Origin of the sequence: Gordonia alkanivorans NBRC 16433 (genome assembly GCF_000225505.1) — a bacterium.
In the GTDB taxonomy this organism is placed as follows: Bacteria; Actinomycetota; Actinomycetes; order Mycobacteriales; family Mycobacteriaceae; genus Gordonia; species Gordonia alkanivorans.
In genome coordinates, this window is record NZ_BACI01000067.1 from 98,774 (window position 1) to 111,839 (window position 13,066).

Sequence of the window (13,066 nt, forward strand, 5' to 3'; positions counted from 1 at the left end):
CCGGGCCTTCGTGGCTCGTCGCTATCGCTCCTCGCACCTCAGGCGGCGGGGGTGGTTCCTCGCTCCTGAAGGCGGCGGGGGGTTACTTCAGCTCGAGCAGCACGGTGCCCTGGGTGACCGCGGCGCCGGCCTCGACGGACAGGCCGGTGACCACGCCGTCCTTGTGGGCGGTGACCGGGTTCTCCATCTTCATGGCCTCGAGGACCACGATCAGATCGCCGGCTGCGACCTCCTGGCCCTCTTCCACGGCGACCTTGACGACGGTGCCCTGCATCGGTGCGGCCACGGCGTCACCGGAGGCGGCAGCGCCACCGCCCTTCTTGCGCGAGCGGGCCTTCGGCTTCTTGCGGACGACACCGTTGGACGAGCCGCCGCCACCGAGGGCGAGATCGCCCGGCAGCGAGACCTCCACGCGGCGTCCGCCGACCTCGACCACGACCTTCTGGCGCGGTGCGGCATCGTCTTCCTCGATCGGCTGTCCACCGGTGTACGGCTCGATCGGGTTCTCCCAATCGGTTTCGATCCACTTGGTGTAGACATCGAACTTCTCGCCGTCGCCGATGAACGCCGGATTGGAGACGATGTGGCGGTGGAACGGGATGACCGTGGCCAGGCCCTCGACCTGGAACTCGGCCAGTGCGCGACGCGAACGCTCGAGCGCCTGCTCGCGGGTCTCGCCGGTGACGATCAGCTTGGCCAGCATCGAGTCGAACTGGCCGCCGATGACGTCGCCCTCGACGACGCCGGAGTCGACGCGCACGCCGGGGCCGGTCGGCTCCTTGTAGACGGTGACGGGGCCGGGGGCCGGCAGGAAGTTGCGGCCGGCGTCCTCACCGTTGATGCGGAACTCGAAGGCGTGGCCGCGCGGGGCCGGGTCCTCGGTGAACTCGAGCTTCTCGCCGTTGGCGATGCGGAACTGCTGACGCACGAGGTCGATGCCGGCGGTCTCCTCGGTGACCGGGTGCTCCACCTGCAGGCGGGTGTTGACCTCGAGGAACGAGACCAGGCCGTCGTTGCCCACCAGGAACTCGACGGTGCCCGCGCCGTAGTAGCCGGCCTCGCGGCAGATGGCCTTGGCGGACTCGTGGATCTTGGTGCGCTGCTCGGCGGTCAGGAACGGCGCCGGGGCCTCCTCGACGAGCTTCTGGAAACGACGCTGCAGCGAGCAGTCGCGGGTGCCGGCGACGATGACGTTGCCGTGCTGGTCGGCGATGACCTGGGCCTCGACGTGGCGGGCCTTGTCCAGGTAGCGCTCCACGAAGCACTCACCACGACCGAACGCGGCGACGGCCTCGCGGGTCGCCGACTCGAACAGCTCGGGGATCTCCTCGATGGTGTAGGCGACCTTCATGCCGCGGCCACCGCCGCCGAAGGCGGCCTTGATGGCGACCGGCACACCGTGCTCCTTGGCGAAGGCGACGACCTCGTCGGCGTCCTTGACCGGGTCCTTGGTGCCGGGGGCCATCGGGGCGTCGGCCTTGAGGGCGATGTGGCGGGCGGTCACCTTGTCGCCGAGGTCGCGGATCGACTGGGGCGACGGTCCGATCCAGATCAGCCCGGCGTCGATGACGGCCTGGGCGAAGTCGGCGTTCTCCGACAGGAAGCCGTAGCCGGGGTGGATCGCGTCGGCGCCGGACTTGGCGGCGGCGTCGAGGATCTTGTCGAACACCAGGTATGACTCGGCCGAGGTCTGGCCGCCCAGCGCGAAGGCCTCGTCGGCGAGCTTGACGAACAGTGCGTCCGCGTCGGGCTCGGCGTATACGGCGACGCTCGCGAGGCCCGCATCCCGGGCCGCGCGGATCACGCGGACAGCGATCTCGCCACGATTGGCGATGAGGACCTTGCTGATTGCGGAAGAGGTACTGGGCACTTGTTCTCCTGGGCCTTACTCGTACTCAGGTGTTCGCAGCGCGGGGTGAGCGCGCGACACGGTTGTCGGACAACGGTCAAGACGGGGGCACACGCTCGGCGACCGGGATGCGGACGGCTCGGGCGTTGGACGACACCGGGAGTCCGGCATCGCGACCTTCCGGCCAATACAGTAACGCACCGAGCAATCGTTCGGTGGAGCCGTGGGTCACAACGCCGGAGAGAACGTGCTCGCGTCACCGAGGTGACGCACCAGTAAGGCGAAACTGCGCAGGTAGGCGTGGACGGGACCGACTGTCGGATCGATGTCGGTCGCCTGGGAATCACGAGGGAAAGGTGACGCACCAGGCAGCGGCGCTCCGGTTGCGGGCATGTCGGTCGACGACTCGTCGACGCCGAAGTCGCGGAGCGGGGATTCTCGCGGAAACCTGGCCGAATAGCGCAAACCGGACGGCGTCCGGTTGATCCAGATGTAGACCTCGTGCGGTGAGTAGCTGTGACTGCGGATCACTTTCGCGCGGCCGGCATCGGCCGCTCCGGCGCCGGGTGCGTACCGGGTGTCGATGAACGAGATCACGAACCGCGGCTCCCCCCGATGGCCGATGAGCTCGGCCACCCTCAGGAACGGCAGCGCGGCGCCCTGACGGCCCCGCTTCAGGACGGCGGTGGATCGGCTGACCGCCTGGTCGAAGGTCGGGGAGTCGGACATGTCCACCCAGAACGGCGCGACGCCGACGAACCACCCCAGGGCGGTGAGCCACTGGGTGTCGTTGCGGGTGTGCCGGGGCAGCACGCAACGGAAGTCCGCGTCGCCGGTCATCTCGTGGTGGACCATCGCGAACGCGGCGAGGATGCCCGCGGTCAGGGTGCCGCCGGCCTCCGAGCAGATCGCGGTGAAGCGGTTGGCCGTCTCGTCGTCGGCGATGACACCCCACAGCGATTCCTGCGGGATCGTCGTCTCTTCGACGTACTGCCGATCGGCGTCCTCGGCGTCACCGCCGTGCGACCGCAGCAGCGCGGGCATGTCGCCGGCGCCCGTGCGCAGGAACTCCGACCACAGGGCGACCGCCGGATGGTCGCCGCCGGTCTGGTCGGACAGTCGGCGTTCCTCGGCGCTGAAGTCGACGTAGCTGCCGACCTCGGGCAGGTTGGCACTCCGGTGCTCCCTCGCGGCGCGGTACAGCGAGACGAGCTCCTGCTGGGCCATGATCAGCGAATAACCGTCGACGAGCGAATGGTCCGCGGCGAACAGCAGGGTGAACGAATCGGCCCGTCCCACCGTCGCGAACAGGTAGGCGGGCCAGTGCAGCGGCGCGGTGGCGCGGTCGAAGGAGCCGCCGAGCTGCTCGACGAGCGGCCCCGACTCACGGAACCAGCCGATCCGGCCCATCTTGAGTTTCACGGTGCCCGGGTCGGTGGTGAGCCGCTGCAGACCGGTGCCCTTGATGACCACGTGGCTGCGCAGCACCTCATGGCGGTCTATCCACTGGGTCAGCACCGAGCGGATCGCCGGGATCGACAACGGCTCGTCGAACTCGATCGACAGTCCCAGCCACGCCTCCCGCCCGCCCTCCCGCTGCGTCTGCACGCGGTACTCGAAGGCAGCACGCAGGTGCTGCTCGTGGTTGTGCGAGGTCAGGCGGGAGTCGTGGTTCCACGCGCCCAATCCGCCGGGGACATAGGGAGTCCACTCGACGAGCCCTCCCGGGGCGATGGGCTCATCGCGGATCTGGATGAACTTCATGCCCCGGGTGTGTCGGACCCGGAATCGGAAGTCTGATTGCGAACCTGCGCCTTGATCCGGCCGAGCATGCCCGCCATACCCCGGAGGCGGAGCATGCTGACCACGCTGCCCAGACCGAGGTCGTAGTAGAAGTCCGACGGGACGTCGAGGATCTCCTGTGCCGAGGCGGTGTCGAGTCCTTGGTGCAGGATCGCCGCGAAGCCGCGTGTGGTCGGTGCCTCGCGCGGTGCGGTGAAGTACAGGCGCACCGATCCCGGATCGTCGGCGTCGACGGACAGGAACACCGGCGACTGGCACTCGGGTACCGGTTCCATCGCCTCCTGCTGTAGATGCTCAGGGAGGTCGGGGAGTTCGTCGGCGAACTCCAGGAGCAAGGTGATCTTGTCCGAATCACCAAGCGCGGCAAAGTCGTCGACGATCTCTGCCAGGGCTGGGGGCAAACTCATCGTCGATCAGGGCTCACTTGGAGCCGGGTGCGGCACCCGGGGTGTCGCCGACCGCGATGGGTACGCGAACCGCGTTGCCCCACTCGGTCCACGATCCGTCGTAGTTGCGAACCTTGGTGTACCCCAACAGATGCGTGAGGACGAACCAGGTGTGGCTGGACCGCTCGCCGATGCGGCAGTAGGCGATGGTCGGGGTGTCCTTGTCGAGGTCGCCGTAGATCTCGTCGAGCTCGGCGCGGGAACGGAACCGGCCGTCCGGAGCCGCCGCCTTGGCCCACGGGATCGACACCGCGGTGGGGATGTGACCGCCACGCAGCGCGCCCTCTTCGGGGTAGTCGGGCATGTGGGTGCGTTCGCCGGTGTACTCCTGCGGCGAGCGGACGTCGACGAGCGGCTCGGTGCCGAGCACCCCGAGAACCTGCGGGGCGAAGGCGCGGATCTTGGTGTCGTCACGCTCGACGACGGGGTAGTCCGACCGCGGGTACTCGGGGACGTCGAAGGAGGTGTCGCGGTCCTCGGCCATCCACGCGTCGCGGCCGCCGTCGAGCAGACGCACGTCCTCGTGACCGAACAGCGTGAACACCCAGAGAGCGTAAGCCGCCCACCAGTTGGACTTGTCGCCGTAGATGACGATGGTGTCGTCGCGCTCGATTCCCTTGCTGCGCATCAATTCTGCGAACTGCTCGCCGTTGATGTAGTCGCGGGTGACCGGGTCGTTGAGGTGCAGGTGCCAGTCGATCTTCTGCGCGGTGGGGATGTGGCCGATGTCGTAGAGCAACACGTCCTCATCGGATTCGATGATCTTGAGGCCCTTGGAGCCGAGATGAGCCGACAGCCACTGAGTGGTCACCAACCGCTCGGGGTGGGCGTACTCGGCGAAGGCCGGATTCGGGTCGGTTTCAACACTCACGGTCTGTTCTCCAGCTTGGTGCGTTCGGGCGTCTCGACATTCATCGCGCGGACCGTGACCGGTCCCGGATACAAAGGGTAGGGCATGGCCGTGTGGGACTGCCCGGTGGCAGATCGGCTGCGGTTTGTCGCGCCCGGTGTCGGCGTGCTTCGGTTGGATGACAAACCGCAGGTCAGTGGGGTGGTTGCCTGCTAAGTTCGCCCAATGATCGATCGACGTGGGGCTCGCGTGGAGTGCCGGAGTGTCTCGCGACTGGTGCGGTGGGGCGTCCCGCTGGCGGTGGCGGTGCTCGCCGCGACGAGCGGGTGTTCGCTCATCTCCTCTGACGACTCGTCGAGCCCGGCGCCCTCGTCGTCGGCATCGACCTCCTCATCCGGGTCGCCGACCCCGAGTTCGCCGTCGCGGTCGAGGATCCCGTCGTCGACGCCGAGCAACGCCGACCCCACTCGCTGCAGTCCGGACGACTGCCCTGAGCTGGCGACGCCGTCGGCGGAACTCATGACCAGCGGGGTGAACTCGTCCAACGTCGACACCGCGGTACCGAAGTACCTCACCACGCTGCTCGACGACCTCGATGCGACCTGGGGCGGATGGTTCGGCGAACTCGGCTGGGGTGACCCCGCACCGGGACGCGTGCTGATCGAGTCGGGCACCTCGTTCGCCACCGAGTGCATCGACGAGGACGGGGCGTCGAACCGGATCCCGTCCGACGAGGCCAACGCCTTCTTCTGCGGTGTGGACGAGGAACCCAACGGGCAGGGGCAGGAGACCGAGGGCAGCATCGTGCTGCCGGTCGACACCTTCGCCGCCATCTGGGACGGGAACGTCTTCGGGGTGCCGTCGCCGATCGTCGGCGACTTCACCGCGGCCATCGTCGTCGCCCACGAGTACGGGCACAACGTCGTCTTCCGGATGGCCGAGGCCTTCGACATCCCGGAACGACGCCTGCCGCAGGGCAAGAACAGCGAGCTGTTCGCCGACTGCCTGGCCGCGAACTGGGCTGCCACCGCCTACCAGCGTGACGGGTTGGGACCCAAGGAGATCCTGCAGGTCGCGACGCTTCTTCCGATCATCGGTGACACCGGCGGCGCGATGGGCCACGGATCGGCGGTCGAACGGGCGCGGGCGCTGACCATCGGACTCACCGGCCCGCAGTTCAATCGGCAGGGGCAGCCGGTGGACTGCCTCCAGCGGTACTGGCCGGAGTTCTTCGAGGTGAGCTGACCCTTCGAGGCTCGGGCGGAATGAGATCGCATGCGACATCGGCCCGGCTGTTCGACCTCGGCCGACGTCGTTCCCACAGGTTGAGGTCGCGCGCGACGTCAACCTGGGCCGCCGTGCAGCGGGCCTCGGGGGATTGCACACGGCGGGGCGTAAATCTCGTCCTCCTCAGGGGCTTACGGGGGCAATGTGCCCTCCGAGGGTGCTCATGGGGACGAATTTCGCGAGCACGCCGGGCGGTACCGGCCGGGGTTCTTCGAGGTCGATCAGCTCAGTGCAGCCAGAAGTCGGTGACCGACAGCCCGACCTCGGTCAGCAGGCGTTGCACCAGCGGTAGGCCGATCCCGATCACCGACGACGGGTCGCCGTCGATGCGCTCGACGAGCCAGCCGCCGAGGCCGTCGAGGGTGAACGCACCCGCGACCTGCAACGGTTCGCCGCTGTCCACGTAGCGCGCGATCACGTCGTCGTGGGCGTCGGTGAAATGGATTGTGGTGGAGGAGGTCCCGGTCGCGGTGGCGGACCCGGTGGTGGGGTTCAGCCGGATGAGGTGATGGCCGGTGAGTAGGTCGGCGCTGCGTCCGCGCATCTCGGCCCACTGGACCAGCGCACGTTCGGGGGTGTGCGGTTTGCCGAGGAGGCGGTCGCCGAGGAGCAGCATCGAGTCGCAGCCGATCACCACGACCGTCTCGCCGTTCCCCGCCGCACCGGCGATCTCCGGTAGGGAGGCGACGGCCTCGGCCTTCGCCTGCGCCAAGGCGGCGACCACGGCGTCGGCGGGGGTGCCGGGCGGCAACTGGGCAAGCACCGCGTCCTCGTCGACGTCCGAGACACGGACCACCGGTTCGACGCCCGCGGCGCGCAGCACCCGGAGGCGGGCCGGGGACGCCGACCCGAGCACGAAGACCGGGCCGGCGGTGGCCGGCCCGGTCTCGTGTGTACTCGACCCGATCAGGGAATCAGGCACGTGTCAGTAGCGCAGGTTGGTGAAGCTCGACGGTGCGCCCCACTGCGGACGCAGACGATCGACGGGGCGACCCCAGTCGTTGCGGATCTCCGGTTCCGGCTCGCCACCGCCGGCACCCGCGCCGGCCAGGACGCTCACCAGCACGGCGAGGTCCTCGTCGGTCGGATTGCCGTTGACGACGGTCAGGAACGGCTTCTCGGTGCTCTCGTTCACGGCGCTCTCACTCACAGGGGGATGTTCCCGTGCTTCTTCGGCGGCAGGTTGACCATCTTGCGCTCGAGCAGCTTGAGCGCGGTCGCGATCTGGCCGCGGGTGTGGCTCGGCGGGATGACCGCGTCGACGTATCCGCGGGCCGCGGCGACGTACGGGTTGACGAGGGTGTCCTCGTACTCCTGCTGCAGCTCGAGGCGCAGTGCGTCGACGTCCTCGCCCTTCGCGGCGGCTTCCTTGAGCTGGTTGCGGTAGACGAAGCCGACGGCGCCGGAGGCGCCCATGACGGCGATCTGCGCGGTCGGCCACGCGAGGTTCACGTCGGCGCCCATGTGCTTGGAGCCCATGACGTCGTATGCGCCGCCGTAGGCCTTGCGGGTGATGACGGTGATCTTGCCGACCGTTGCCTCGCCGTAGGCGTAGAGCAGCTTGGCGCCGCGTCGGATGATGCCGCGGTACTCCTGGTCGGTACCGGGCAGGAAGCCGGGCACGTCCACCAGGGTGACGATCGGGATGTTGAAGGCGTCGCAGGTGCGCACGAAGCGGGCGGCCTTCTCCGAGGCGTCGATGTCGAGGCAGCCGGCGAACTGGGTCGGCTGGTTGGCGACGATGCCGACGCTGCGTCCGTCGACGCGGCCGTAACCGACGATGATGTTCTTCGCGTAATCGGCCTGGATCTCGAGGAATTCGTCGTCGTCGAGGATGCGACGGATGACCTCGTGCATGTCGTACGGCTGGTTCGGCGAGTCCGGGATGAGCGTGTCGAGCTCGAGGTCCTCGTCGTTCAGGGTGTCCTCGATGGACCCGGCGGCCGGCTGCGCGACCGGCAGGCGAGGTGCGTCGGCGCGGTTGTTGCTCGGCAGGTAGCTCAGGAGCTCCTTGACGTACTCGAGCGCGTCCTCCTCGTCGGAGGCGACGTAGTGCGCGGTGCCCGACTTTGCCATGTGGGTGGTCGCGCCGCCGAGTTCTTCCTGCGTGACCTCTTCACCGGTGACGGTCTTGATGACGTCCGGGCCGGTGATGAACATCTGGCTGGTCTTGTCGACCATGACCACGAAGTCGGTCAGTGCGGGCGAGTACACATGGCCGCCGGCGGCGGCACCCATGATCAGCGAGATCTGGGGGATGACACCCGAGGCGCGGACGTTGCGGTGGAAGATCTCGCCGTACAGGCCGAGGGAGACCACGCCCTCCTGGATACGGGCGCCGGCGCCGTCGTTGATGCCGATCAGCGGGCGGCCGGTCTTGATGGCCAGATCCATGACCTTGACGATCTTCTCGCCGTAGACCTCACCGAGGCTGCCGCCGAAGACGGTGGCGTCCTGCGAGAAGATGCAGACCTCGCGGCCGTCGATCGTGCCGTAACCGGTGACCACACCGTCTCCGACAGGTCGACGCTCGGCGAGACCGAAGTTGGTGCTGCGGTGCTTGGCGAGCGCGTCGAGTTCGACGAACGATCCCTCGTCGAGCAGGTGGGTGATCCGCTCGCGGGCGGTGAGCTTGCCCTTCGCATGGGTCTTCTCGACGGCGGCCTCGCCCACGGGGTGCTTCGCCTCTTCGAGGCGATTGCGCAGATCGGCGAGCTTCCCCGCTGTCGTGTGGATGTCGGGAGCGGCGGAATCGTCGCGTGAAGCTGTGGTCATGACTGTCGATGCTAACTACCCGGGTGTGAGCCACGTCAACCGGATCAACGTGAGATATCCCTCAGGTTCCCGAGCGATCGGTCGGTGGGGATCGGCCTGCACGGTTGCACGTGACCATCGGCCCGCGTGTCCAGCGCGATTCGTCTCACCCGGCTGCGGCACGGAGGGGCGCACATCGGCGGTCATCACCACGCCGAACACCCAGTAGGTTCTTCAGGCATGACCCTCGACGCCGAGCTGCTCCGGACTCGACTCGCCGACACGCGCTGGCACCGGATCGAGGTGGTCGACGCGACGGGGTCGACCAACGCCGATCTCGTGACACGCGCGGCCACCGAATCCATCGACGGAACGGTGCGCCTGACCACCGACCAGACCGCGGGCCGCGGACGTCACGCTCGGACGTGGACCGCACCGCGCGGGACCCAGCTGGCGATGTCGGCGGCGGTCGAGGTCGGTGAGCACACCGAACACCTCGGCTGGCTGTCGCTCCTGGCCGGGCTCGCCGCCGTTCAGGGCATCGGCGAGGCGGTGGACGTGCGGCCGACCCTCAAGTGGCCCAACGACGTCCTGATCGACGGGCGCAAGACCGCCGGAATCCTGTCGGAGTACACGCGTTCGCCCCACACCCGCGGCGGGGACGGGGGAGTGGCGGTCATCGGCACCGGCCTCAACACGACGATGACGCAGGACCAACTGCCGGTCCCGACCGCGACGTCGTTGCAGCTGGTGACCGGCAAGGACATACCGCTCACCGAGCTCGCGGCGTCGTACCTGCGGGCGTTGTCGGAGCTCCTCGACCTCTGGCCGCACGACGTCGACGGACTCGCGGCGCGGTATCGGGAGGACAGCGACACCATCGGGCGCCGAGTACGTCTGGTGCTGCCCGGCGACGAGGAGGTCGTCGGCACCGCGACCGGCGTCGACGCATCCGGGCGGATCGTCGTCGACGCCGACGGGCGGCAGGTGATCGCGGCCGCCGGCGACGTCACGCACCTGCGGCCGGTCTGACTTCGACGGGGCTCAGCCGGCGACAGGCGGGACCTAGCGTTGCAGGCTCTTGATGCCCATCGCGGGGATGATCGTCAGCGGTGGCAGGCCGATGACGAAGTGCAGGATCGCGGTCTCGATGCCGACCGAGGTCTGCTGATAGGTGAGGATCGGGATCAGCACCGCGGCGACCAGCAGCAGGCCGACGATCCACCGGTAGAACTGGTTGGGCGCCGGCGTGATCAGCTGCAGCACGTACCAGAGGGCGCCCGCGGCGAGTGCGCACAGGAATCCCACGACGCCGAACCAGATCTCGCTGGCCGCCACCGGATTCCACACCCCGAGCTTGCCGGACTCGTTCACCTTCTCGACGAAGGCCGAGATGATCCACGCGACCAGCCAGGCCGCCAGGCCGGTGACCACACCGGTCATCACCACCCCGCCGGCGAAGGTCACCGGGTTGACGTCGGGTCCGCGTCGCGGCGCCCGGTCCGGCCGCGGCTGCTCGGCGTACCCGCCGCCGTACGGCTCGGCGGGGTACTGGTCGCGATACGGTTCCTCGTAGGGCGCGCCCTGCTGGCTGTAGGCACGCGAATCGGGGTTGTAGCCGGACTCGTAGCGGGCGGTCCGGGGATCGGGATCGCGGTGCGGGCCCCGCGGGTCCTGGTAGGTCATCACATTCTCCTCGCCGACCGCCCCAACGTGCCCGGCAGTCGATCGGTACTGGTGCCTCGCAGTCTACTCAGCGTGCCCCCGGGCACGCCCGTCCCGATTATGCTGAGCCGCATGGCTTACCCGCGGGAGAACCTGGCGCCCGGTGAACGTGTGGTTCTCCACCGGCACCCACACTGGAAGTGTCTGCTCGGCCCGTTCCTGCTGTTCGCGATCATCACCGCGGCCGCGGGTGTCCTGGCCGGCGTGATCACCGGATCGTCGCTGGGCCCGACCCCGCGGACGGTGCTGCTGATCGTCGTCGGCGTGGCGTGGGCGCTCGGCCTCGCCTGGTACTTCGTCCGGCCGCTGCTGTCCTGGAAGACAACGCACTTCGTGCTGACCGACCGCCGGGTGATGTTCCGCAACGGAATCCTCACGCGCTCCGGGATCGACATCCCGATCCGGCGCATCAACACCGTCGAATTCCGCCACGGCGTCATCGACCGGATGCTGCGGACCGGCACGCTGGTCATCGAGTCGGCCTCCGACGAACCGCTGTCCTTCGACGACATCCCACAGGTGGAGAAGGTCCACTCGCTGCTCTACCACGAGGTGCTCGAGATGTACGCCGACGACGATCACCCCGACGACGGCTACGGCGACCCGGACGGACCCGCCGACCGTCCCGAGAACAGAGGGGCGCGGGAGCGTTGACCAACGTGCTGCTCGCCGAGGACGACGCCGCGATCGCCGAACCGCTCGCGCGCGCGCTGACCCGTGAGGGATACGGGTGCGAGGTCGTGAGCACCGGCGCCGACGCGCTCGAGAAGGCGCTCGACAGCCGTTACGAACTCCTCATCCTCGACCTCGGGCTACCGGTCCTCGACGGACTCGAGGTCTGCCGGCGGGTACGCGCCCAGCGGCCCGCACTCGCGGTCCTCATGCTCACCGCGCGCACCGACGAGGTGGACTTCGTCGTCGGCCTCGACGCCGGCGCGGACGACTACGTGGGCAAACCCTTCCGGCTTGCCGAACTCCTCGCCCGCGTACGCGCCCTACTGCGGCGCCGCCAGCCCGGCGACGGTGACGAGGTGCTCGAGGGCGGTGAGATCCGGCTGGATGCCCGGGCACGCCGCGTTCTCGCCGACGGACAGGACCTCACCCTGGCGAACCGCGAATTCGACCTTCTGCGATTCCTGATGGAGCGTGCCGGTGAGGTCGTGACGCGCGAGGAGATCCTCACTGAGGTCTGGGGGTCGGCGGATCTGCGGTCGTCGAAGACCCTCGACATGCACATCTCGTGGCTGCGCCGGAAGATCGGCGACGACCGTCACAGTCGCCCGCGGCACATCGTGACGGTGCGCGGTGTCGGTTTCCGTTTCGACCCCTGAGCCGATGCCCATCCGACCGCCTTCGATGCGCCACCCGGCTTCCATGCGCCGACGCCTGCTCACCACGATGATCGCCGTCCTGATCGCGGTCGGCTGTCTGCTCGGCATTCCCTTGAGCGTGGTGGCCTGGTGGTGGGTCGCCGAGAACGCCCACCAGGATCTGGACAACCGGCTCAAGATCATCGCCGATCAGCTCATCCGCGAGGAGGGCGCCGACGGTCGTATCCCGCGCGACTCCGTCAACCGGGAGTCGTTCGAATTGCTCCTGCCGCCGAACGGCCGCCTGACGATCACCTATCCCGATCTGGAGGGCACGAGTCAGCGGATGGTCGTGGGTGCTGACATCGGGGGTCCCCGGCTGTCGGAATCCATCGGCCTGGGCGCTGCCGGCACGCTGACCCTGTCCATCCCGCGCGACAAGGTCCGCGACGACCAGCTGACCGCGACGGGGATCGTCCTGCTGGTCGTCCTCACCTCGGTGATCGGCGGATCGGTGGTGGCCGCGGTGACCGCCGGCCGGATCGTCGACCCCCTGACCGATCTCGCCGACCGGGCGGCGACACTCGGGCGCGCCGACTTCCGCACCGAATGGAAGATGTACGGCATCGCCGAACTCGACCGGGTGTCTCGGGCGCTCGCCGACGCCAACACCGCGCAAGCACTGCGACTCGAGCGGGAACGCGAGATCGCCGGCGACGCATCGCATCAGCTGCGCAGCCGGCTGACCGCCATCCAGCTGCGACTCGAGGAGCTGACGCTGCACGACGACCCGGCAGTGGTCACCGAGGCGGAGGCCGCGCTCGATCAGGTCGAACGACTCGCCACCGAACTCGACGAACTGGTGGAGGCCTCGCGCGCCGACGAACCGGCTCCGCACTTCATCGACGTCGGGGAGATGCTCACCACGCTGGTCGAGGATTTCCGCCACGCCTTCGAGGCACAGGGCCGTCAGCTGACCGTCGAGGTCGACGGGGCGCCGCAGGCACTCACCTCGCAGTCCGGGCGGCTTCGCGAGGCGGTC

Annotated in this window: 14 protein-coding genes; 5 read left to right on the forward strand and 9 right to left on the reverse strand. The window is 68.7% G+C overall.

The window, feature by feature from the left end; translation table 11 throughout:
- Window positions 1-82: 82 nt before the first annotated feature.
- The 5 genes from GOALK_RS12820 to GOALK_RS12840 all read right to left on the reverse strand — a co-directional run bounded on the left by GOALK_RS12820 (window position 83) and on the right by GOALK_RS12840 (window position 5,469).
- The gene (locus GOALK_RS12820) at window positions 83-1,870 is read right to left on the reverse strand and encodes an acetyl/propionyl/methylcrotonyl-CoA carboxylase subunit alpha (protein ID WP_006359249.1); all 1,788 of its coding nucleotides are present in this window, start codon (window positions 1,868-1,870) and stop codon (window positions 83-85) included.
- 207 nt (window positions 1,871-2,077) lie between these two features.
- Window positions 2,078-3,613 (reverse strand): condensation domain-containing protein, encoded by a 1,536-nt coding sequence (locus tag GOALK_RS12825; RefSeq protein WP_006359250.1) that lies wholly within the window; start codon window positions 3,611-3,613, stop codon window positions 2,078-2,080.
- Window positions 3,610-4,059: a SufE family protein gene (locus GOALK_RS12830; protein ID WP_006359251.1), complete on the reverse strand. Its 450-nt coding sequence runs from the start codon at window positions 4,057-4,059 to the stop codon at window positions 3,610-3,612. Before GOALK_RS12830 ends, GOALK_RS12825 begins: the two co-directional genes overlap by 4 nt.
- A gap of 13 nt (window positions 4,060-4,072) precedes the next feature.
- Window positions 4,073-4,969, reverse strand: a complete 897-nt coding sequence (locus GOALK_RS12835; RefSeq protein ID WP_006359252.1) for a sulfurtransferase — start codon at window positions 4,967-4,969, stop codon at window positions 4,073-4,075.
- A gap of 191 nt (window positions 4,970-5,160) precedes the next feature.
- Window positions 5,161-5,469: a hypothetical protein gene (locus GOALK_RS12840; protein WP_050918714.1), complete on the reverse strand. Its 309-nt coding sequence runs from the start codon at window positions 5,467-5,469 to the stop codon at window positions 5,161-5,163.
- On the opposite strand from GOALK_RS12840, the gene GOALK_RS12845 reads away from it, so the two are divergent.
- Window positions 5,468-6,193 carry a neutral zinc metallopeptidase gene (locus tag GOALK_RS12845; protein WP_006359254.1) on the forward strand — a complete coding sequence of 242 codons (726 nt, stop codon included), beginning with the start codon at window positions 5,468-5,470 and terminating at the stop codon, window positions 6,191-6,193. The genes GOALK_RS12840 and GOALK_RS12845 overlap by 2 nt on opposite strands.
- 268 nt (window positions 6,194-6,461) lie before the next feature.
- Here the strand turns inward: GOALK_RS12845 and GOALK_RS12850 are convergent, their stop codons facing one another.
- Genes GOALK_RS12850 through GOALK_RS12860 form a run of 3 tightly spaced genes read right to left on the reverse strand, consistent with a single transcriptional unit; the run spans window position 6,462 to window position 9,010 of the window.
- Window positions 6,462-7,157, reverse strand: coding sequence for a Maf family protein (locus tag GOALK_RS12850; protein ID WP_006359255.1), 696 nt, complete (start codon window positions 7,155-7,157; stop codon window positions 6,462-6,464).
- Window positions 7,158-7,160: 3 nt separating this feature from the next.
- The gene (locus GOALK_RS12855; RefSeq protein WP_006359256.1) at window positions 7,161-7,385 is read right to left on the reverse strand and encodes an acyl-CoA carboxylase subunit epsilon; all 225 of its coding nucleotides are present in this window, start codon (window positions 7,383-7,385) and stop codon (window positions 7,161-7,163) included.
- Window positions 7,382-9,010 carry an acyl-CoA carboxylase subunit beta gene (locus GOALK_RS12860; protein ID WP_006359257.1) on the reverse strand — a complete coding sequence of 543 codons (1,629 nt, stop codon included), beginning with the start codon at window positions 9,008-9,010 and terminating at the stop codon, window positions 7,382-7,384. The genes GOALK_RS12855 and GOALK_RS12860 overlap by 4 nt, the downstream gene beginning before the upstream one ends.
- Before the next feature lie 219 nt (window positions 9,011-9,229).
- On the opposite strand from GOALK_RS12860, the gene GOALK_RS12865 reads away from it, so the two are divergent.
- Window positions 9,230-10,021 (forward strand): biotin--[acetyl-CoA-carboxylase] ligase, encoded by a 792-nt coding sequence (locus tag GOALK_RS12865; protein WP_006359258.1) that lies wholly within the window; start codon window positions 9,230-9,232, stop codon window positions 10,019-10,021.
- 33 nt (window positions 10,022-10,054) lie between these two features.
- On the opposite strand, the gene GOALK_RS12870 is transcribed toward GOALK_RS12865, so the two are convergent.
- Window positions 10,055-10,675 carry a hypothetical protein gene (locus GOALK_RS12870; RefSeq protein ID WP_006359259.1) on the reverse strand — a complete coding sequence of 207 codons (621 nt, stop codon included), beginning with the start codon at window positions 10,673-10,675 and terminating at the stop codon, window positions 10,055-10,057.
- A gap of 99 nt (window positions 10,676-10,774) precedes the next feature.
- On the opposite strand from GOALK_RS12870, the gene GOALK_RS12875 reads away from it, so the two are divergent.
- The 3 genes from GOALK_RS12875 to GOALK_RS12885 all read left to right on the forward strand — a co-directional run.
- Window positions 10,775-11,368: a PH domain-containing protein gene (locus tag GOALK_RS12875; RefSeq protein WP_006359260.1), complete on the forward strand. Its 594-nt coding sequence runs from the start codon at window positions 10,775-10,777 to the stop codon at window positions 11,366-11,368.
- A complete protein-coding gene (locus GOALK_RS12880) occupies window positions 11,365-12,045 on the forward strand; it encodes a response regulator transcription factor (protein WP_006359261.1) in 681 nt (226 codons plus the stop codon). The genes GOALK_RS12875 and GOALK_RS12880 overlap by 4 nt, the downstream gene beginning before the upstream one ends.
- 43 nt (window positions 12,046-12,088) lie before the next feature.
- Window positions 12,089-13,066: sensor histidine kinase (locus tag GOALK_RS12885; RefSeq protein WP_006359262.1), on the forward strand; the 978-nt coding region annotated here is incomplete at its 3' end.